Annotated in this window: 15 protein-coding genes, 1 tRNA gene and 1 pseudogene; 13 read left to right on the top strand and 4 right to left on the bottom strand. The window is 70.0% G+C overall.

Going from position 1 to position 18,605, the window contains the following annotated elements:
- Nucleotides 1–190 precede the first annotated feature (190 nt).
- Complete coding sequence (locus E1286_RS36830; RefSeq protein ID WP_132620161.1) at nucleotides 191–1,669, top strand: CYTH and CHAD domain-containing protein; 1,479 nt, start codon at nucleotides 191–193, stop codon at nucleotides 1,667–1,669.
- Nucleotides 1,670–1,760: 91 nt separating this feature from the next.
- Nucleotides 1,761–2,395: pseudogene (locus E1286_RS50810) on the top strand (transposase).
- Here the strand turns inward: E1286_RS50810 and E1286_RS36820 are convergent.
- From E1286_RS36820 to E1286_RS36805, 4 genes are all read right to left on the bottom strand, one after another.
- Nucleotides 2,392–3,234 (bottom strand): NUDIX hydrolase, encoded by an 843-nt coding sequence (locus tag E1286_RS36820; protein ID WP_132620159.1) that lies wholly within the window; start codon nucleotides 3,232–3,234, stop codon nucleotides 2,392–2,394. The pseudogene E1286_RS50810 and the gene E1286_RS36820 overlap by 4 nt on opposite strands.
- Nucleotides 3,227–5,287 carry an RNA degradosome polyphosphate kinase gene (locus tag E1286_RS36815; RefSeq protein WP_132620157.1) on the bottom strand — a complete coding sequence of 687 codons (2,061 nt, stop codon included), beginning with the start codon at nucleotides 5,285–5,287 and terminating at the stop codon, nucleotides 3,227–3,229. Before E1286_RS36815 ends, E1286_RS36820 begins: the two co-directional genes overlap by 8 nt.
- Nucleotides 5,288–5,405: 118 nt before the next feature.
- Nucleotides 5,406–6,347 carry a TetR/AcrR family transcriptional regulator gene (locus E1286_RS36810; RefSeq protein WP_132620155.1) on the bottom strand — a complete coding sequence of 314 codons (942 nt, stop codon included), beginning with the start codon at nucleotides 6,345–6,347 and terminating at the stop codon, nucleotides 5,406–5,408.
- A gap of 49 nt (nucleotides 6,348–6,396) precedes the next feature.
- Nucleotides 6,397–7,335, bottom strand: coding sequence for an acyl-CoA desaturase (locus E1286_RS36805; protein WP_132620153.1), 939 nt, complete (start codon nucleotides 7,333–7,335; stop codon nucleotides 6,397–6,399).
- Between the two features lie 310 nt (nucleotides 7,336–7,645).
- Here E1286_RS36805 and E1286_RS36800 point away from each other — a divergent pair.
- The 11 genes from E1286_RS36800 (at nucleotide 7,646) to E1286_RS36750 (ending at nucleotide 18,356) form a co-directional block, all read left to right on the top strand.
- Nucleotides 7,646–7,717, top strand: a tRNA-Gln gene (locus tag E1286_RS36800).
- Between the two features lie 120 nt (nucleotides 7,718–7,837).
- The gene (gene glmU / locus E1286_RS36795; protein WP_132620151.1) at nucleotides 7,838–9,289 is read left to right on the top strand and encodes a bifunctional UDP-N-acetylglucosamine diphosphorylase/glucosamine-1-phosphate N-acetyltransferase GlmU; all 1,452 of its coding nucleotides are present in this window, start codon (nucleotides 7,838–7,840) and stop codon (nucleotides 9,287–9,289) included.
- Complete coding sequence (locus E1286_RS36790; protein ID WP_132620149.1) at nucleotides 9,286–10,263, top strand: ribose-phosphate diphosphokinase; 978 nt, start codon at nucleotides 9,286–9,288, stop codon at nucleotides 10,261–10,263. The genes glmU and E1286_RS36790 overlap by 4 nt, the downstream gene beginning before the upstream one ends.
- Nucleotides 10,264–10,561: 298 nt before the next feature.
- Entirely contained in the window at nucleotides 10,562–11,182 is a 621-nt protein-coding gene (locus E1286_RS36785) for a 50S ribosomal protein L25/general stress protein Ctc (RefSeq protein ID WP_132620147.1), read from the top strand.
- A gap of 66 nt (nucleotides 11,183–11,248) precedes the next feature.
- Nucleotides 11,249–11,833: an aminoacyl-tRNA hydrolase gene (gene pth / locus E1286_RS36780; protein WP_132620145.1), complete on the top strand. Its 585-nt coding sequence runs from the start codon at nucleotides 11,249–11,251 to the stop codon at nucleotides 11,831–11,833.
- 120 nt (nucleotides 11,834–11,953) lie between these two features.
- Nucleotides 11,954–13,384 (top strand): sugar transferase, encoded by a 1,431-nt coding sequence (locus tag E1286_RS36775; RefSeq protein WP_187368272.1) that lies wholly within the window; start codon nucleotides 11,954–11,956, stop codon nucleotides 13,382–13,384.
- On the top strand, nucleotides 13,384–14,148 hold the full coding sequence (locus E1286_RS36770; RefSeq protein ID WP_187368271.1) for a 3'(2'),5'-bisphosphate nucleotidase CysQ: 765 nt from the start codon (nucleotides 13,384–13,386) through the stop codon (nucleotides 14,146–14,148). The genes E1286_RS36775 and E1286_RS36770 overlap by 1 nt, the downstream gene beginning before the upstream one ends.
- Nucleotides 14,149–14,167: 19 nt before the next feature.
- Nucleotides 14,168–15,082: a sulfate adenylyltransferase subunit CysD gene (gene cysD, locus E1286_RS36765; RefSeq protein ID WP_132620139.1), complete on the top strand. Its 915-nt coding sequence runs from the start codon at nucleotides 14,168–14,170 to the stop codon at nucleotides 15,080–15,082.
- Between the two features lies 1 nt (nucleotide 15,083).
- Complete coding sequence (gene cysN, locus E1286_RS36760) at nucleotides 15,084–16,346, top strand: sulfate adenylyltransferase subunit CysN (protein ID WP_132620137.1); 1,263 nt, start codon at nucleotides 15,084–15,086, stop codon at nucleotides 16,344–16,346.
- Between the two features lie 92 nt (nucleotides 16,347–16,438).
- Entirely contained in the window at nucleotides 16,439–17,335 is an 897-nt protein-coding gene (locus E1286_RS36755; protein ID WP_246075487.1) for a sulfotransferase family protein, read from the top strand.
- Between the two features lie 88 nt (nucleotides 17,336–17,423).
- A complete protein-coding gene (locus E1286_RS36750) occupies nucleotides 17,424–18,356 on the top strand; it encodes a glycosyltransferase family 2 protein (protein ID WP_132620135.1) in 933 nt (310 codons plus the stop codon).
- Nucleotides 18,357–18,605 lie beyond the last annotated feature (249 nt).

The following is an 18,605-nucleotide window of genomic DNA, read 5'->3' as shown; positions in this document are numbered from 1 at the left end:
GCCTTCCTGGTGGACGACCTCGACGCGTACGCCGCCCGGCTGCCCGACGCCGTGCCCGACGACCTCTTCCCCGGCTACCGGCGGATCTACGTCTCCGACCCGGTGGGCAACAGGATCGAGCTGCTGCAGGCCGCGTGAGGCTCACCTTCCGGTGGCATCATGGTCAGATACCGGACAATTGCGAGGTGTAGTGGGCATCGAAATCGAGGACAAGTTCGACATTCCTCCCGGCTACGCGATCCCGGATCTGACCGGCCTGGCCACCGTGCAGGGCCCGAAGAGTCACCAGCTCGTGGCTCTGTACTACGACACCCCCGACCTGCGGCTGGCCGCCCGCGGCGTCACGCTCCGGCGGAGGAGGGGCGGCACCGACCCCGGCTGGCACCTGAAGCTGCCCAAGGCCAAGGGCGTCCGTCAGGAGATCACCCATCCGCTCACCCGCAGCACCAAGGTGGTGCCCGCGGAGCTCGCCGAGCTCGTCCGCGCCTACACCCGCGGCGCCGAGCTGGGCGTGGTCGCCGAGCTGGACACCCGCAGGGACGTCACCGTCCTGCTCGACGGCGAGGCCCGGCTGGTGGAGATCGCCGACGACCGCGTCAAGGGCACGGTGTACGGCGCGGAGCCCAAGGTCGTGCGATGGCGCGAGGTGGAGGCCGAGCTTCTCGACGGCGGCACCCGCGCCATGCTGGCCAAGGTCGGCAAGCGGCTCAAGAAGGCGGGCGCCACGCCCTCCGACGCCGCCAGCAAACTCGCCAAGCTGCTCGAACCGGCCCCGCCCGCGGTGGCCGCCACTGAACCTGGATCGGCCGGCGAGGCGGTCCTCACCTACCTGGCCGACCAGGTGCGCGCCCTGCTCGCGCAGGATCCCCGGGTCCGCAGGGCCGAGGAGGACGCCGTCCACCAGATGCGGGTCGCCTCGCGGCGGCTGCGCAGCGCGCTCAAGGCGTTCAAGAGCGTGGTGGCCGACACCGGCCACGTGCAGGACGAGCTGCGCTGGCTCGCCACGGTGCTCGGTGAGGCCCGCGACCTCGAGGTGATCAGGGTCAGGTTCGCCGGGGAGCTGCGTGGCCTCGCCCCGGAGCTGGTCGTCGGCCCCATCCAGGCGCGGCTCGGCTCCGACCTGCACGAACGCGAGCGGCAGGCGTACGTGCGGATCAAGGAGACGCTGAGCGGCGAGCGCTACTACCGCCTCCTCGACGCGCTGGACGAGCTCGTCGCCGACCCCGAGCTGGGCAAGGCCGCGCAGCGGCCGGCGCAGGAGAAGCTGCGCGACGTCGCCGCCTCCGGCTGGAACCGCGTGACCAAGGCGTACGACCTGGCCATGGCCATCGACGACCTCGAGCGCCGCGAGATCGCCATGCACGACGTGCGCAAGTCGGCCAAGCGTGCCCGCTACACCGCGGAGGCGCTGCGGCCCACGCTCGGCGCGGACATGTCCAGGCTGGCCAAGCTGGCCGCCGGCATCCAGGAGGTGCTGGGGACGTACCAGGACGGAGTGGTCGCGCAGGAGACGCTGGTCAAGGAGGCCGAGAGCGCCCGCAGAGCCGGCGAGGACACCTTCACCTACGGCCTGCTCGCCGGCATCGAGCGCGCCAGGGCCGAGCGCGCCCACGCCGAGTTCCCCCGCGTGTGGCAGGAGACGGTCGAGGCGGTGCGGAAGATCCTCTAGTGAGCCGGCCGCGAGTATCAGGGACACCACATGAGGTGTGTTTCGTTCAGATTGACTGTGTGGTGGTGACGGTTTCTGGCGGCTCGAGCCGGTGGTGTTATCCGAGGGCGAGCGGCGGACGCTGACGAGCTGGGCCAGACGTCGCTCCACCGCTCAGGGGCTCGCGATGCGGGCCCGGATCGTGCTGGCCTGCGCCGAGGGCGGCGGCAACGTGGCGTGGCGGCCCGGCCACGATCGACAAGATCCGCGACGTGGTCGGGCTGTATCTGGCCCCGCCCGCGCATGCGGCGGTGTTCGCGGTGGATGACAAGCCGCGGATCCAGGCGTCGCAGCGGAGCGCGCCGGTACTGCCGATGCTGCCCGGGGTGCCCCAGCGGCGCAACTTCGACTACGTCCGGCACGGCACCGTGGACCTGTTCGCCGCGCTCAACACCGCCACCGGCAAGGTGATCGGCAAGCTGGCTGGTCCATCCGCGCTTCACGCTTCACTTCACCCCGGCCTACTCTTCCTGGATCAACCAGGTCGAGCGCTGGTTCGCCGAGTTGGAACGGCGCTGCCTGGAGCGCGGCGACTTCTGCTCCCTGGACGCGCTCAAAACCGCGCTGGAAGAGTGGATCAAGACCTGGAACGACGACGCCAAGCCGTTCACCTGGACCAAGACCGCTGACCAGATTCTCGACCGCATCTGCCGCTACTGCGACCGAATCTCAAAACCGGCTCACTAGGCGGTGTAGCGCTCGACGCTGACCACGAACCGGCCCCTGCGCTGCAGGACGGCGAAGGAGCCCTTGCGCAGGTGCACCCGCGTGCCGCTCAGCGACTCGATGAGCGCGGGCAGCACCTTCCCGTGGCTGCACACGACCGCCGGCGCCGTGATGTCGCCGACGAGGACGGGCGTCTTCTGCGGGTCCTGGCTCTCCTCGCTGAGCAGCGGCTCGGTCCTGATCTCGGCTCCTACCCGCGCGGCGTACGGCTCCAGCGTCTGCACGCACCGCCTGCTGGGCGAGCTCATCAGCAGCTCCGGCCGGTACGCGGGCAGCGCCGTGGCCACGCCGGCCGCCTGGGAGAGGCCGTCGGCGTCGAGCGGGCGAAGCGCGTCGTCGCCCGCCCACTCGGTGCGCGACCCGGCCGAGGCGTGCCGGACGAGCACGAGCGGCACGGTGTCGAGCGGCGCGGCCCGCAGCGCGCGCAGCAGCCCCACGTCCCACTCGAACGTCAGCAGCCGCCTGGCCTCCTGCGGCGGCAGCCAGCGCAGCTCGTCCACCTCGTCGCAGGGCTCGAACCCGTCGTCGGCGAGCGCCCGCGCCGTCCAGTAGTCGACCCGCTTGAGCCGGCGGTCGCTCAGGTAGTGGACGGGCGGCAGCGCGCGGCCGAGCGCCACCGTCATGCCGGTCTCCTCGCGCACCTCGCGCAGGGCGGCGGCGATCACGTGCTCGCCGGACTCCAGCTTGCCCTTGGGGAACGTCCAGTCGTCGTAGCGGGGGCGGTGGATGACCGCCACCTCGGGGTCGCTCTCGTCGCCGCGCCAGACCACGGCTCCGGCGGCGCGGAGCGGGTCAGTCATCAACGGTCCTCCAGCGGCGGGCGCCGATGAGACGGCTCTGCAGGTCCTCGCCGGGATGGTGGGTCCAGGTGCCGTCGGGGTTGAGCCACCAGGTGTTCGTGGAGTCGGCCATGACCTGGTCCATCAGCTCGATGAGGTACGCCTTGTGCTGCTGCGAGGTCACCTTGACCAGGGCCTCGACGCGGCGGTCGAGGTTGCGGCGCATCAGGTCGGCGCTGCCGATCCAGATCTCCGGCCGCCGTCCGAGCCCGAACTCGTACACCCGGGAGTGCTCCAGGAAACGCCCCAGGACGGAGCGTACGCGGATATTTTCTGACAAGTCTGGGATGCCGGGGCGCAGGATGCAGACGCCGCGCACCCACAGGTCCACCGGGACACCGGCCCGCGAGGCGCGGTAGAGGGCGTCGATGACCGGCTCGTCCACCAGCGAGTTGGTCTTGATCCTGATGCGGGCCGGGCGGCCGGCCTGCTGGTGGGCGATCTCGCGTTCGATCCTGGCCAGCAGGCCGCTGCGCATGGAGTGGGGAGCGACCAGCAGCCGCCGGTAGGCGGAGTGGTGGGAGTAGCCGGTCAGGTGGATGAACAGGTCGGTCACGTCCTCGCCGACCAGCGGGTCGGAGGTGAGCAGACCGAAGTCCTCGTACTGGCGGGCGGTCTTGGGGTTGTAGTTGCCGGTGCCGATGTGGCAGTAACGGCGCAGCTCGCCCGAGGCCTCCTGGCGGACGACGAGGGCGAGCTTGCAGTGGGTCTTCAGCCCGACCACGCCGTAGACGACGTGACAGCCGGCCCGCTCCAGCTTGCGGGCCCAGGAGATGTTGGCGTGCTCGTCGAAGCGGGCCTTGATCTCCACGACCACCACGACCTGCTTGCCCGCCTCGGCCGCGTCGATGAGCGCGTTGACGATCGGGGAGTCGCCGCTGGTGCGGTAGAGGGTCTGCTTGATCGCCAGGACCCTGGGGTCGTTCGCGGCGTCCTCGATGAAGCGCTGCACGGTGGTGCTGAAGGAGTCGTACGGGTGGTGCAGCAGCACGTCGCGCTCGCGCAGCACCGTGAAGATGTCGTCCTCGGCGTTGATCACCTCGGCGGGCACGAACGGCCGGTAGCTCAGCTCGCCCCGGTCGAGGTCGGCGATGGCGTGCAGACCCGTCAGGTCGAGCGGCCCGGGCAGCCGGTAGATCTCGTGCGGCGCCAGCTCCAGCTCCTCGACCAGCGGCGCGAGCACCTCGGGCGTGATGGTCTCCTCGACCTCCAGCCGCACGGGCGGGCCGAAGCGCCGCTTGAGCAGCTCCTTCTCCAGGGCCTGCATGAGGTTCTCGGTGACGTCCTCGTCGACGTCGAGGTCCTCGTTCCTGGTGACGCGGAAGACGTGGTGCTGGACGATCTCCATGCCCTTGAACAGCTGGCCGAGATGCGCCGCGATGACGTCCTCCATCGGGACGAACCGGTTCTTCGACGCCGCCACGAACCTGGGCAGCTGCGAGGGCACCTTGACCCGGGCGAACACCGTGTGGTCGGTGGCCGGATTGCGGACGAGCACCGCCAGGTTGAGGCTGAGCCCGGAGATGTACGGGAAGGGGTGGGCGGGGTCGACGGCCAGCGGCGTGAGCACCGGCCTGATCCGCTCCCTGAACAGTTTGCGCAGTTCCGTGCGCTCCTCGCGGCCCAGATCCTCCCACCGGACGATCTCGATGCCCTCGGAGGCGAGCTGCGGGCAGATCTTGTCGTGGAAGACGGCGGCGTGCCTGCGGGCCAGCTCGTCGGCGATGGTCGCGATCCTGACCAGCTCTTCGCTCGGCTTGAGCCCGCTCTTGGTCCGCAGCAGCAGACCGGTCGCCATGCGCCGCTTGAGGCCGGCCACGCGGACCCGGAAGAACTCGTCGAGGTTGCTGGCGAAGATGGCCAGGAACTGCACGCGTTCCAGCAGCGGCGCCGACGCGTCCTCGGCCAGTTCGAGCACCCGCTGGTTGAACTGGAGCCAGCTTTCCTCGCGGTTGAGGAACCGCTCCTGCGGAAGTGGGAGGTCGCCGGGAGGCTGGAACGGTTCTGCGGACATATGGCGTATATTGCCCCGTTTGGTTGAACAGCACGTTAACGACGCCGCAACGGCTCACCCCTGAGGGTCAGCCCTGCTCAACTCCATGGTCACCCGGGAACAGTCGCTCGTTCAAGGCTTACTCGGGATGATCTACCTGTTCCAGGCGGGCCGCGCGCTCGGCCAGCCTGGCCTCCCGCTGGCGGATCTTCTCCTCGCGCTCGCGGGCCTTCTCGGCCTCCTTGAGCAGCCGCTCGCGTTCCTTCTCCGCCTCCTTCAGCAGCCGCTCGCGCTCTTTCAGCTCGCGTACGCGGGCCTTCTCGGCCTCCTTCAGCTCGCGCTGGCGGAGTTTCTCGGCCTCTTTGAGCTCTTTCTCCCTGGCCTTCTCGAACTCGCGCAGCTTGTCGGCGGCGGCGGCTGGGCGCGGCTTGGCCGACGACGAGAGATCGCGGGTGGCCGCGGTGATCGACGGGTTGGGGTTGAGCCCGGTCAGGCCGTTCCAGGCCAGGTTGACCAGGTTGGCCGCGACCTCCTCGCGGCCCGGTTTGCGCACGTCGAGCCACCACTGCCCGGTCAGTGCGACCATGCCGACGAGCATCTGGGCGTACATCGGCGCCAGCTTGGGGTCGTAGCCGCGGGAGGCGAACTCGTCGGCCAGCACGTCCTCGACCTGACTGGCGATCTCGCTGATCAGGCTCGCGAACGTGCCGGTGCCCGAGGCGGCGTGCGAGTCGCGGACCAGGATGCGAAAGCCCTCGCTGCTCTCCTCGATGTACTGGAGCAGGGCCAGGGCGGCCCGCTCCAGTTTGATCAGGGAATGGGTGGCGGCGAGGGCCTCGGTGATCATGCCGAGGAGCTTTTGCATCTCGCGGTCCACGACGACCGCGTAGACGCCTTCCTTGCCGCCGAAATGTTCGTACACCACGGGTTTCGACACCTGAGCGGTGGCGGCGATCTCCTCGATAGAGGTCCCGTCGAACCCCTTTTCCGCGAAGAGCGTGCGGCTGATGTGGATCAGCTGCTCGCGTCGCTCGCTACCGGACATGCGCCTGCGAGATCGGGGTTCGGTCACGGTTTCCATAATGACGGCCACGCTTCCATGACCGTTCACCGGCCGATCCACGTCGAGGTCAGGCAATGCGCTTCGCCGCCAGCCGCTCCGGCGTCGGCCAGCGGACGTCGTACGCCCAGCCCAGCTTCTCGAAGATCCGGATGAGGCCGGCGCTCAGGTCGATCTGGCCCTTCAGCGCGCCGTGGCGGGCGCAGGTCGGGTCGGAGTGGTGCAGGTTGTGCCAGGACTCGCCGAAGGACGGGATGGCCAGCCACCACACGTTGCGCGACTTGTCGCGGACCTCGAAGGACTCCTCGCCGAAGACGTGGCAGATCGAGTTGATCGACCAGGTCACGTGGTGCAGCAGCCCGATGCGGACGAGTGAGCCCCAGAAGAGCGCGGTCAGGCCGCCCTGCCACGACCAGGTGAGCAGCAGGCCGAGCACACCCGGCAGCAGGATCGAGGTGAGCGCCATGGCGCCGAACCACTTGTGCATCTTGAGCACGTCCTCGTCCTTGCACAGGTCCGGGGCGTACTTCTGGCGGTTGGTGCGCTCGCTCTCGAACAGCCAGCCCATGTGGGCGTAGAGCAGGCCCTTGGCCATGTTCTTGAAGCCAGGGCCGAAGCGCCACGGCGAGTGCGGGTCGCCCTCCTTGTCGGAGAACTTGTGGTGCTTGCGGTGGGTGGCGACCCAGTCGAGCACGGACATCTCCAGCGACAGGCTGCCGGCGATGCCGAGGGCGATCTTGAGCGGCCGCTTGGCCTTGAACGAGTGGTGCGTGAAGTAGCGGTGCAGGCCCACCGTGACGCCCAGGCCGGAGACGACGTAGAAGACGAAGGCGATCGCGATGTCCGTCCAGCCGAGGCCCCATCCCCACGCGAGCGGCACCGCGGCCGCGATCGCGACCAGAGGCAGACCGACGACCAGGCCGAAGGTGAACAGCTCCGCCTTCGACTTGGGCTCGGGTTCGAATTCGGGCTTCGGTGTGGGTGCGGAACGCTCGGTGAGAACGGTCATGGGCAACCTCCAACGGCATGTATGTGGACGAATGTCCTGGCTACGCAACCGTAACCTACGCAAGCGTAAGTTAGGAAGACCTAAGCCGTGAATGGGGGGAACGTGACGGCGTGCTGCCCACGGTTGCGTGGGTTTCGTGTCTTGCGACTCTTTGCCGGCTCTGTTATGGAACGGCTGCTCTTCGGTTGTGCGAGCGCCCGGGCTCATGGCCCCCGTTCCCCGTGGGGCGGGTGTTAGGCGTAATTCCCGGCGCGCGGCCGGGTGCGGGGTCGGTATCGTAGGGACTGTCGGACGTCGCCTGTCCGATCTGTCCCGGATCGTCTAATCGGCAGGACAAGTGGTTTTGGTCCACTTTGTAGGGGTTCGAGTCCTCTTCCGGGAGCTCTGAGGTGCTCCCCAGCGCCAACGCGCGGGGGGAGGACAGGTATCCTCACGGTGTCGGGAGGATGACCGTGCAGTTGCCGATCATTCTGATCCGTTCCATCACAGGGAGCCTCAGTCCGTGAGTGTGCCGCGCCCGGCAGCCGTGATCGTCCTCGCCGCCGGCGAGGGCACCCGCATGAAGAGCCGGACCCCGAAAGTCCTCCACGAGCTGTGCGGCCGTGCGCTCGTCGACCACATGCTCGCCTCGGCCCGCGACCTCGGCCCCGAGCAGCTGATCGTCGTCGTGGGCCACGCCTTGGAGCGGGTCACCGGCCACCTGTCCGTCACCAGCCCCGACGCGCGCGCCGTCGTCCAGCGCGAGCAGCGCGGCACCGGCCACGCCGTCCGCACCGTGCTCGAAGAGGTCGGCACGATCTCCGGCACCGTCCTGGTGACGTACGGCGACGTGCCCCTGCTGCGCACCCAGACCATGGCCGAGCTGCTCGAGCGCCACGCCACCGAGGGCAACGCGGTCACCGTGCTGACCGCCGAGGTGCCCGACCCGACGGGTTACGGCCGCATCCTCCGCGACGAGAGCGGCGCCGTGCTGGCCATCGTCGAGGAGAAGGACGCCACCGCCGAGCAGCGCGCGATCAAGGAGATGAACTCCGGCATCTACGCCTTCGACGGCGACCTGCTGGCCGACGCCGTCAAGCGCGTCTCCACCGACAACGCCCAGGGCGAGGAGTACCTCACCGACGTCCTCGGCATCCTGCGCGGCGACGGCCACCGCGTCGGCGCCTGCGTGGCCGCCGACTTCGTCGAGGTCGAGGGCGTCAACGACCGCGTTCAGCTGGCCGCCGCCCGCAAGCTGCTCAACCGGCGCCTGCTGGAGCGCCACATGCGCGCCGGCGTCACCGTCGTCGACCCCGACAGCACGTGGATCGACGTCGGGGTGCGCATCGAGCCCGACGCGGTCATCCACCCAGGCACCCAGCTCCACGGCGACACCGTGATCGAGCCCGGCGCCGAGGTCGGCCCCGCCACCACGCTGACCGACACCTTCGTGGGCGAGGGCGCGGTCGTGCGCAACGCCGTCTGCGACAACGCCCAGATCGGCCCGCAGGTCAGCGTCGGCCCGTACGCCTACCTGCGTCCCGGCACCGTGCTCGGCCGCGGGTCCAAGGCCGGCACCTTCGTCGAGATGAAGAACGCCAAGGTGGGCGAACGCTCCAAGGTGCCCCACCTGTCCTACGTCGGAGACGCCACTCTCGGTGACGACGTCAACATCGGCGCCTCCACCGTCTTCGTCAACTACGACGGGGTCGAGAAGAACCACACGACCGTGGGCGACGGCGCGTTCGTCGGCTGCGACACCATGCTCGTCGCCCCCGTGACGGTCAGCCCCGGCGCCTACACGGCGGCGGGATCCGTGATCACGGATCAGGTCCCCCCGGGCGCGATCGGCGTGGCACGGGCGCGGCAGCGCAACATCGAGAAATGGGTCTTGCGCAGGCGCGCGGGGACGAAATCGGCCGCGGCCGCCGAGCGGGCGCTGGCCGAGCAAGAGCAGCAGGAGAAGAACCAGTGACCAGCATCAAGCAGCCGGGCGAGAAGAACCTCATGCTCTTCTCCGGCCGTGCCCATCCGGAGCTGGCCGAGGAGGTCGCCGAGCACGTCGGCGTCTCCCTCACCCCCACCAAGCTCATCGACTTCGCCAACGGCGAGATCTACGCCCGCTACCTCGAGTCCGTACGCGGCTGTGACGCCTTCGTCATCCAGAGCCACACCGGGCCCATCAACAAGTGGATCATGGAACAGCTCATCATGGTCGACGCGCTGAAGCGGGCCTCCGCCAAGCGCATCACCGCGGTGATGCCGTTCTTCGGCTACGCGCGTCAGGACAAGAAGGGCCGCGGCCGCGAGCCCATCACGGCGCGTCTGATGGCCGACATGTTCAAGACCGCGGGCGCCGACCGGCTCATGTCGATCGACCTGCACACCTCGCAGATCCAGGGCTTCTTCGACGGCCCGGTCGACCACCTGTTCGCCATGCCGGTCCTGGAGCGCTACCTCAAGGGCAGGCTCGACCTGGACAACACCACGGTCGTCTCGCCCGACACCGGCCGCGTGCGCCTGTCCGAGCGCTGGGCCGACACGCTCGGCACGCCGCTGGCGTTCATCCACAAGCGGCGTGACCTCGACGTGGCCAACTCGGTCAAGGTCAGCGAGGTCGTCGGCACGGTCCGCGGCCGCACGTGTGTGCTGATCGACGACATGATCGACACCGCCGGCACCATCTGCAAGGCGGCCGACGCCCTCTACGAGCAGGGCGCCACCAACGTCGTCGTCGCCGCCACCCACGCGGTCTTCTCCGACCCCGCGGTCGACCGGCTGAAGAACTCCCGGATCTCCGAGGTCGTCGTCACCAACACGCTGCCGCTGTCGCAGGAGAGCCGCTTCGACAAGCTGACCGTCCTGTCGATCGCCCCGCTCATCGCCCGCGCCATCACCGAGGTCTTCCAGGACGGCTCCGTCACGAGCCTGTTCGAGGGCGACACGTGAGCTGTGACGGATCCGCAGCGTAGCGAGGACATCCGTCACAGCTTTTCCGAGTGGAGCTCGGTTAGTGGTGCTGTCGGATCCGCAGCGTAGCGAGGACGTCCGTCACAGCTTTTCCGAGTGGGGCTCGGTTAGTGGTGCTGTCGGATCCGCAGCGTAGCGAGGACGTCCGTCGCAGCGCTTCCGGGCGGGGCTCGGCGAATAGCGGGGTAGACTTTACGGGTTGCGCTCGTAACGCCTTCCGCTAGGGCGGGTGAGGGGGAGCGCTCAACAATCCGCCTGAGCATCCCTAGGAGATGTCGTGTCTGAAGTACGTATCGCCGCCGAACCGCGCACCGCGTTCGGCAAGGGCGCCGCTCGCAAGATCCGCCGCGCCGACAAGGTGCCCGCCGTTCTCTACGGGCACGGCATCGACCCCAAGCACCTCACCCTGCCCGGTCACGAGGTCCTCCTCGCGCTGCGCACGCCCAACGTGCTGATCCGCCTCGAGGGCGACGGCGTCGACGAGCTGGCGCTGCCCAAGGGCGTCCAGCGCGACCCGATCAAGGGCTTCGTCGAGCACGTCGACCTGCTCCTGGTCAAGCGCGGCGAGAAGGTCACGGTCGAGATCCCGGTCACCACGGTCGGCGACGTTAACTCCGACGGCCTGCTCGACCAGCAGCTCGTCCAGATCGCCGTCGAGGCCGAGGCCACCCACATCCCGACCGGTATCGAGGTCGACGTCGAGGGCCTGGAAATCGGCACCGTGATCACCGCCGCTCAGCTGCAGCTGCCGCAGGGCTCCACGCTGGCCGCCGACCCCGAGGCCGTCATCCTGCAGGTCATCAACAAGCCGGTCGAGGTCCTTGAGGCCGCCGAGGAGGGCGCGGCCGCCGAGGCTCCCGCCGCCGAGGGCGAGACCGCCGAGGCCTCTGCCGAGTAACGCGTTTTCCCGCGAACGGGGCGGCCCGCCGACGGCCGTCCCGTTCCGCCGTCCCAAGGGGAGCACATGGACCGCTGGCTGATCGCCGGGCTGGGCAATCCGGGGCCCGAATACGCGGGCCACCGCCACAATGCGGGCTTCATGGTCCTCGACGAGCTGGCCGCGAGGGCCGGTGGGCGGTTCAAGGCCCACAAGAGCCGGGCGGAAGTGTGCGAGACGCGCGCCGCCGTGCTGGCCAAGCCCCTGACGTTCATGAACCTGTCGGGAGGGCCGGTCAAGGCGCTCGGCGACTTCTACAAGATCGGGCCCGAGCGGCTGATCGTCGTCCATGACGAGCTCGACGTGCCCTACGGCGCACTGCGCGCCAAGCTGGGCGGCGGCGACAACGGCCACAACGGCCTGAAGTCGATCACCAAGGTCCTCGGCACCCGCGACTACCTGCGCGTCCGCTTCGGGATCGGGCGCCCGCCCGGCCGGATGGACCCGGCCACCTTCGTGCTGCGCGACTTCGCCACCATGGAGCGCAAGGACCTGCCCTTCCTCGTCGACCGGGCGGCCGACGTGGTGGAGTCGCTGATAGCCCGGGGCCTGGAGGCCACCCAGAACGACTTCCACCGGGCTGATCTGCACATTTCCGGCCCTCCACGCTGATCCCCGCAATGAACCGTTCGCCGGTTCTTGTCGGCCCACGCGGCTACGATCTGTGACTGTCCGTACAGGATTGGTCACATGGAGGCGCGCGTGCGCGGTGGAGCCCGCGATGAAGGACTCATGACCGTGGTGCGGCCGGGCACCCCCGTCACGGTCCCTGGCACGCCTTCGTGGGTCCGCCTCTATCGTCTGGGGGCCGTGCTCGGCGACCTGTGCGGGGCCGGCATCGGCGCCGCGGCGGCGTTCTCGCTCCGGTTCGGCGGTCTCACCCCCTACGCGCTGCCCTACCTGCTGGTCAGCCTGACGCTGCCGCTCGTGTGGTGCTGCGCGGTGGCGCTGGCCCGCGCGTACGAGGCGCGCATGCTGGGCGTCGGCTCAGAGGAGTTCCGCCGGGTCGTGCAGGCGGGCGTGGCGCTGACCGCCGCCACCGCCATCGGCTCCTACGTCACCAAGACCGACGTCGCCCGCGGCTACGTCGTGCTGGCCCTGCCCCTGGTCACCCTCTGCACGCTGCTGTTCCGCTACGCCCTGCGCCGTTCGCTGCACCGCCGCCAGGCCGAGGGCGCGTGCATGCGCCGGGTGGTCGCGGTCGGCCACGCCGCCTCGATCGCCGAGATCGTCGGCCTGTTCCGCAAGGAGCGCCACCACGGCATGGAGGTCGTGGCCGCCTGCGTGCCCGGCGGGCGCGCAGGTGAGCGGATCGACGAGGTGCCCGTCGCCGGCGACCTCAGCGACGTGCCGATCGCCGTCGACCTCTACCGTGCCGACACCGTGGCCGTGCTGGCCTGCCCCGAGATGGACGGCCAGGCGCTGCGCCGGCTGGCCTGGCGGCTGGAGCGCACCCGGACCGAGCTGGTGGTCGCCCCCGCCCTGATGGACGTCGCCGGGCCGCGCATCATGATCAGACCGGTCGCCGGGCTGCCGCTGCTGCACGTGGAGCATCCCGAGCTGACCGGCGTCCGCCAACTCGTCAAGAACGTCTTCGACCGCATGGTGGCGGCCGTCCTGCTGGTGCTGCTGGCGCCGCTGCTCGCGGGCCTGGCGGTGGCCGTACGCGCGACGAGCCCCGGGCCGGCGCTCTTCCGGCAGACCCGGGTGGGCAAGGACGGCCGGCTCTTCACGATCCTGAAGTTCCGCACGATGCGGCGGGGCTCAGAGCAGCAGAAGATCACTCTGGTCAGCGACCGCGACGGCGTGCTGTTCAAGCTCCGCAACGATCCGCGCGTCACGCCGCTCGGCGCGTTCATGCGCCGCCACTCCCTCGACGAGCTGCCCCAGCTGCTCAACGTCGTGCTCGGCCACATGTCGCTCGTCGGGCCGCGCCCGCCGCTTCCCGAGGAGGTGGCACGCTACGGTGACGACGTGCGCAGACGACTCCTCGTACGCCCCGGGCTGACCGGCTTGTGGCAGGTCAGTGGTAGATCTGACCTATCGTGGGAGGAATCCGTACGTCTAGACCTGCGCTACGTGGAAAATTGGTCCCTGACACTGGACCTTCAGATCCTGTGGAAGACTTGGTCGGCCGTCGCCCGCGGGCAAGGAGCATATTGATGACGATTCGCGACGATCACGCCCTCGCCGCCGACCTGGCGACCGAGGCCGGCGAGCTGCTGCTGCGGATTCGCGAGCGCACGGGGTTCGCCGATCCCAAGGCGCTGAAGGCCGAGGGCGACCGCGGGTCGCACGTCCACCTCATGGAGGCGCTGGCGCGGCTGCGCCCGAGCGACAGCGTGCTGTCGGAGGAGGCCACGCGCGAGGAGCGGCTCGACCCGCGCAGGCTGGGCGCCGATCGGGTGTGGATCGTCGATCCCCTCGACGGCACCCGCGAGTTCTCGGAGGAGGGCCGGTCCGACTGGGCCGTCCACGTGGCCCTGTGGGAAGGTGGCCGGCTCGCCGCGGGCGCCGTGGCGCTGCCCGCCCAGGGCCGCACGCTGACGACCGCCGACCCGCCGAAGCTGCCGGCCCACGACAGAGGCCGCTTCCGCATCGCGGTGAGCCGCACCCGGCCGCCGGAGTTCGTCCAGAAGCTGGCCGCCGCCGCGGGCGCCGACCTCGTTCCCATCGGGTCCGCCGGAGCCAAGATCTCGGCCGTGCTCACCGGCGAGGTCGAGGCGTACGTCCACGCGGGCGGCCAGTACGAGTGGGACTCCGCCGCGCCGGTCGCCGTCGCGCTGGCCGCCGGGGCCCACGCGAGCCGCATCGACGGGTCCGAGCTGGTCTACAACCAAGCCGACCCGTCACTACCCGATATCCTGGTTTCCCTACCGGAGCTGGCGACATCCCTGCTCGCCGGCATCCGGGACCTGCACCGCTGAACCGCCGGAGGAAGCACCCATGCTCCAGCGCGACTACACGACGTCGCAGCTCGACGTGCTCGAAGCAGAGGCCATCCACATCATGCGTGAGGTGGCCGCCGAGTTCGAGCGCCCATGTCTGCTCTTCTCCGGAGGCAAAGACTCGATCGTCATGCTCCGCATCGCGGAGAAGGCGTTCTGGCCCGCGCCCATCCCGTTCCCGCTCATGCACGTCGACACGGGCCACAACTTCGACGAGGTCATCGAGTTCCGTGACCGCCGCTCCGCCGAGCTGGGCGCGCGTCTGATCGTGGCCAGCGTGCAGGACTCCATCGACCAGGGCAGGGTCGTGGAGGAGACCGGCCGGCGCGCCTCGCGCAACCGGCTGCAGACCACCACGCTGCTCGACGCGATCGAGGAGCACGAGTTCGACGCGGTCTTCGGCGGCGCCCGCCGCGACGAGGAGAAGGCCAGGGCCAAGGAGCGGGTGTTCTCCTTCCGCGACGAGTTCGGCCAGTGGGACCCGAAGAACCAGCGTCCCGAGCTGTGGAACCTCTACAACGCGCGCATCCGCAAGGGCGAGCACATCCGGGTCTTCCCGCTGTCCAACTGGACCGAGCTCGACGTCTGGGACTACATCAGGCGCGAGGGGATCGAGATCCCGTCCATCTACTTCGCCCACACCCGCAAGGTGTTCGAACGCGACGGCATGCTGCTGCCCGACGCCGACGTCGTGCAGCGCGGCGACGACGAGCCGCTGTTCGAGGCCGTCGTCCGCTACCGCACCGTGGGCGACATGACCTGCACCGGCGCCGTGCAGTCCACGGCCGGCACGGTCGAGGAGATCATCGAGGAGATCGCGGCCACCCGGATCACCGAGCGCGGGGCCACCAGGGCCGACGACCGCTCGTCCGAGGCCGCCATGGAGGACCGCAAGCGAGAGGGCTACTTCTAAGATGGACATTCTTCGCTTTGCCACCGCGGGAAGCGTCGACGACGGCAAGTCCACCCTCATCGGACGGTTGCTCTTCGACTCCAAGGCCATCTTCGAGGACCAGCTCGAAGCGGTCGAGCGCACCTCGCGCGACCGCGGCACCGAATACACCGACCTGTCGCTGCTCACCGACGGCCTGCGGGCCGAGCGCGAGCAGGGCATCACGATCGACGTGGCGTACCGCTACTTCGCGACGCCGCGTCGGAAGTTCATCATCGCCGACACGCCCGGCCACATCCAGTACACCCGCAACATGGTCACCGGCGCCTCCACGGCCGACCTGGCGATCATCCTCATCGACGCGCGCAAGGGCGTGCTGGAGCAGTCGCGCCGGCACGCGTTCCTGACCTCGCTGCTGCGGGTGCCCCACCTGGTGCTGGCCGTCAACAAGATGGACCTCGTCGACTACTCCGAGGAGCGGTTCGACGAGATCAGGGAGGAGTTCTCGGCGTTCGCCTCCAAGCTCAACGTCGGCGACCTCACCTTCATCCCGATCTCCGCGCTCAACGGCGACAACGTGGTGTCGCGCTCCGAGAACATGCCGTGGTACCTCGGCACCTCGCTGCTGCACCACCTGGAGAACGTGCACATCGCCTCCGACCGCAATCTGACCGACGTGCGCTTCCCCGTCCAGTACGTCATCCGCCCGCAGCGGGCCACCGACCACGCCTTCCACGACTACCGCGGCTACGCCGGCCAGGTGGCGGGCGGCGTGCTCAAGCCCGGTGACGAGGTCGTCCACCTGCCCTCGGGGCTCACCACGCGCATCTCCTCGATCGACACCTACGACGGGCCGGTGGAGGAGGCGTTCCCGCCCATGTCGGTGACGCTGCGCTTCGAGGACGACATCGACATCTCGCGCGGCGACATGATCGCCCGGCCCAACAACCAGCCGCAGGCCGCGCAGGAGTTGGAGGCGATGGTCTGCTGGATGACCGACGTCCGCAAGCTGACGCCGCGCACCAAGCTGACGATCAAGCACACCACCCGCACCGCGCGGGCGCTGGTGCGCGACCTGCACTACCGGCTCGACGTCAACACCCTGCACCGCGACGAGGAGGCGTCCTCGCTCTCCCTCAACGAGATCGGCCGGGTGTCGCTGCGGGTCACGCAGCCGCTGTTCGTCGACGACTACTCTCGCAACCGGCTCACCGGCGGCTTCATCCTCATCGACGAGGCCACCCACACCACGGTCGGCGCCGGCATGATCCTGGACGCCAGCTGAGGTAGATCTTTTAGGGTTCCGTTTACGCTTCGATTACCCTGGGTGCTAGGGTCGTCGCGTTCCGTGTAAGCGACCGCGATGGGCCCTGTCCTGTGACTGACCGCTCGCCCGTACGGGTGATCTATCTGGGCGGCCTCGGCCGCAGCGGCACCACGCTGCTCGAACGGCTCCTCGGTGAGCTGCCCGGCGTGGTGGCGCTCGGCGAGGTCGTCCACCTGTGGGAGCGCGGGGTCATCGCGGAGGAGCTCTGCGGGTGCGGCCGGCCCTTTCCCGCCTGCCCCTTCTGGCGGCAGGTGGGGCAGAGGGCGTTCGGGGGGTGGACACGCGGGCATGCCGAACGCATCCTGACGCTGCGGCGCAGGATCGACCGCACCCGCAGGATCGCCCGCATCGACCACCCCGACCTGGCCGAATACGCGCGGGCCTATCGATCGCTCTACGAGGCGGTCGGCGCTCCGGTCGTCGTCGACTCCAGCAAACACGCCTCGCTGGCCTGCTGCCTGGTCGCGAGCGGGGTCGACGTCCGCGTCGTCCACGTGGTCCGGGACCCGCGCGCGGTCGCCCACTCCTGGGGCAAACTCGTGCCGCGCCCCGAGAACGGCCGGCCCATGACCCGCTGGGGTCCCGCCCGCACGGCCCTCCACTGGTGGGCCCAGAACACCGCCCTCGAGCTCCTTCCCGGCCGCGGCGCCCGCGTGACCAGAATCAGGTACGAAGACCTCGTCGCCACTCCCGGCGCCACCCTTGGGGGGCTGGCCGGCCAGTTGGAGTTGGTGCAGCCCGACCTGTCGTTCATCGAGGGCCACACCGCCTGGCTGGGCCCCTCCCACACAGCCTCCGGCAACCCGATGCGTTTCCATGTCGGGCGGGTTGAGCTGCAGCGCGACGACTCTTGGCGATCGGGGCTGCCGGGCGGTGACCGTCGCGTGGTGGCCGCCCTCACGTGGCCGCTGCGGGCCCGCTACGGCTACCTGGGGGTGGCGGCGTGAGCCGGCCCGCGGTGCGGATCATCGTCGCGACGGGTGGTGACGGTCCGGGGTTGGCGCCGGTTCGCTGTGGCCGTCCGGGGGAGGCGGCGTGAGCGGCTGGCCCTCGGTCGGGGTGATCGTCGCGACGTGTGGTGACCGGGCGGGGTTGCTGCGGGAGGCCGTGGCGGCCGTGCTGGCGCAGGACTACCCGGGTGAGCTGTCGGTGGTCGTGGTGGCCGACGCGCCGCTGCCCAGTGGCGGGCAGGTGCGGGCGAGCTCCGCGGCGGTGGCGGTGCAGGTCGCGGGGGCGGTCGCCGGGCCGCGCGTGCGCGTGGTGGCCAACGCGTTGAGCCCCGGGCTGCCCGGCGCCCGCAACACCGGCATCGCCGCCTGTGACACCGACCTGGTCGCCTTCTGCGACGACGACGACCTGTGGCTGCCCGGCAAACTCACCGCCCAGGTGCGGGCGCTGCTGGACGGCGGGGAGTTCGCCAGCTGCGGCATCGAGGTCGAGCACGGCCACCGCCGCGTGCCCCGCCTCGCCGGCGCCTCCTGCGTGACCGCGGCCGACCTGGTGCGTTCGCGGATGGTGATGGTGCACTCATCGACGTTCGTGTTCAAGCGCGGGTTGCTCTGGGTCGACGAGAGCGCGCCCGGCGGCCAGAACGAAGACTGGGACCTGGCGCTGCGCGCCGCCAAGCGGCGTCCGCTCGTCCACGTCGATCAGCCGCTCGTACGCGTGCGCTGGGCAGGATCCCACTACGCCGCCCGCTGGGCGGATCGCATCGCCGGGCTGGAGTGGATGCTCGCCCGGCACCCCGAACTGGCCGTGGATCCGCGCGGCGCGGCGCGGGTCTACGGCCAGCTGGCCTTCTCCCACGCCGCGCTCGGGCACCGGCGCGCGGCCGCCCGCTGGGCCGCGCGTACGTTCGCGGCCCGGCTGGGTGAGCCGCGTGCGCCGATCGCGCTGGCGGTGGCGGCCGGCCTCGTCTCCGCGCCCACCGTGCTCTCGGCCCTCCACCACCGGGGACACGGCATTTGACCCGCCCACCCACCGACCCGGCCCTGCTCGCCGCATGCGGTACGTCGCACGACGAACACGACCCGGCCCCCACCATCGGGCCGGTGCCGTGCGCTGACCTGCTCCCCCGCGCGGCGGGGGAGCCAGGTGTGGGTGTGGTGAATCGTTCCGAAGGTGTGGTGGCGGTTCCTTTCGGCGGTGTGGCGTCCGGGGGTGAGGCGGTGTCCATGAGCTTGGTGGTGGGCTCGGGTGAGGTGGCCTGTCCCGATG

The sequence above is a fragment of the Nonomuraea terrae genome, from assembly GCF_004348995.1.
Taxonomy (GTDB): Bacteria; Actinomycetota; Actinomycetes; order Streptosporangiales; family Streptosporangiaceae; genus Nonomuraea; species Nonomuraea terrae.
This window is presented reverse-complemented; position numbering and strand designations above follow the sequence as displayed.

Bases quoted from the DNA above. Each gene is read 5' to 3' on its own strand.
- E1286_RS36820 (WP_132620159.1), bottom strand. From the start codon at position 3,234: ATGACTGACCCGCTCCGCGCCGCCGGAGCCGTGGTCTGGCGCGGCGAC.
- E1286_RS36815 (WP_132620157.1), bottom strand. From the start codon at position 5,287: ATGTCCGCAGAACCGTTCCAGCCTCCCGGCGACCTCCCACTTCCGCAG.
- E1286_RS36810 (WP_132620155.1), bottom strand. From the start codon at position 6,347: ATGGAAACCGTGACCGAACCCCGATCTCGCAGGCGCATGTCCGGTAGC.
- E1286_RS36805 (WP_132620153.1), bottom strand. From the start codon at position 7,335: ATGACCGTTCTCACCGAGCGTTCCGCACCCACACCGAAGCCCGAATTC.
- pth (WP_132620145.1), top strand. From the start codon at position 11,249: ATGGACCGCTGGCTGATCGCCGGGCTGGGCAATCCGGGGCCCGAATAC.
- E1286_RS36775 (WP_187368272.1), top strand. From the start codon at position 11,954: ATGACCGTGGTGCGGCCGGGCACCCCCGTCACGGTCCCTGGCACGCCT.
- E1286_RS36770 (WP_187368271.1), top strand. From the start codon at position 13,384: ATGACGATTCGCGACGATCACGCCCTCGCCGCCGACCTGGCGACCGAG.
- cysD (WP_132620139.1), top strand. From the start codon at position 14,168: ATGCTCCAGCGCGACTACACGACGTCGCAGCTCGACGTGCTCGAAGCA.
- cysN (WP_132620137.1), top strand. From the start codon at position 15,084: ATGGACATTCTTCGCTTTGCCACCGCGGGAAGCGTCGACGACGGCAAG.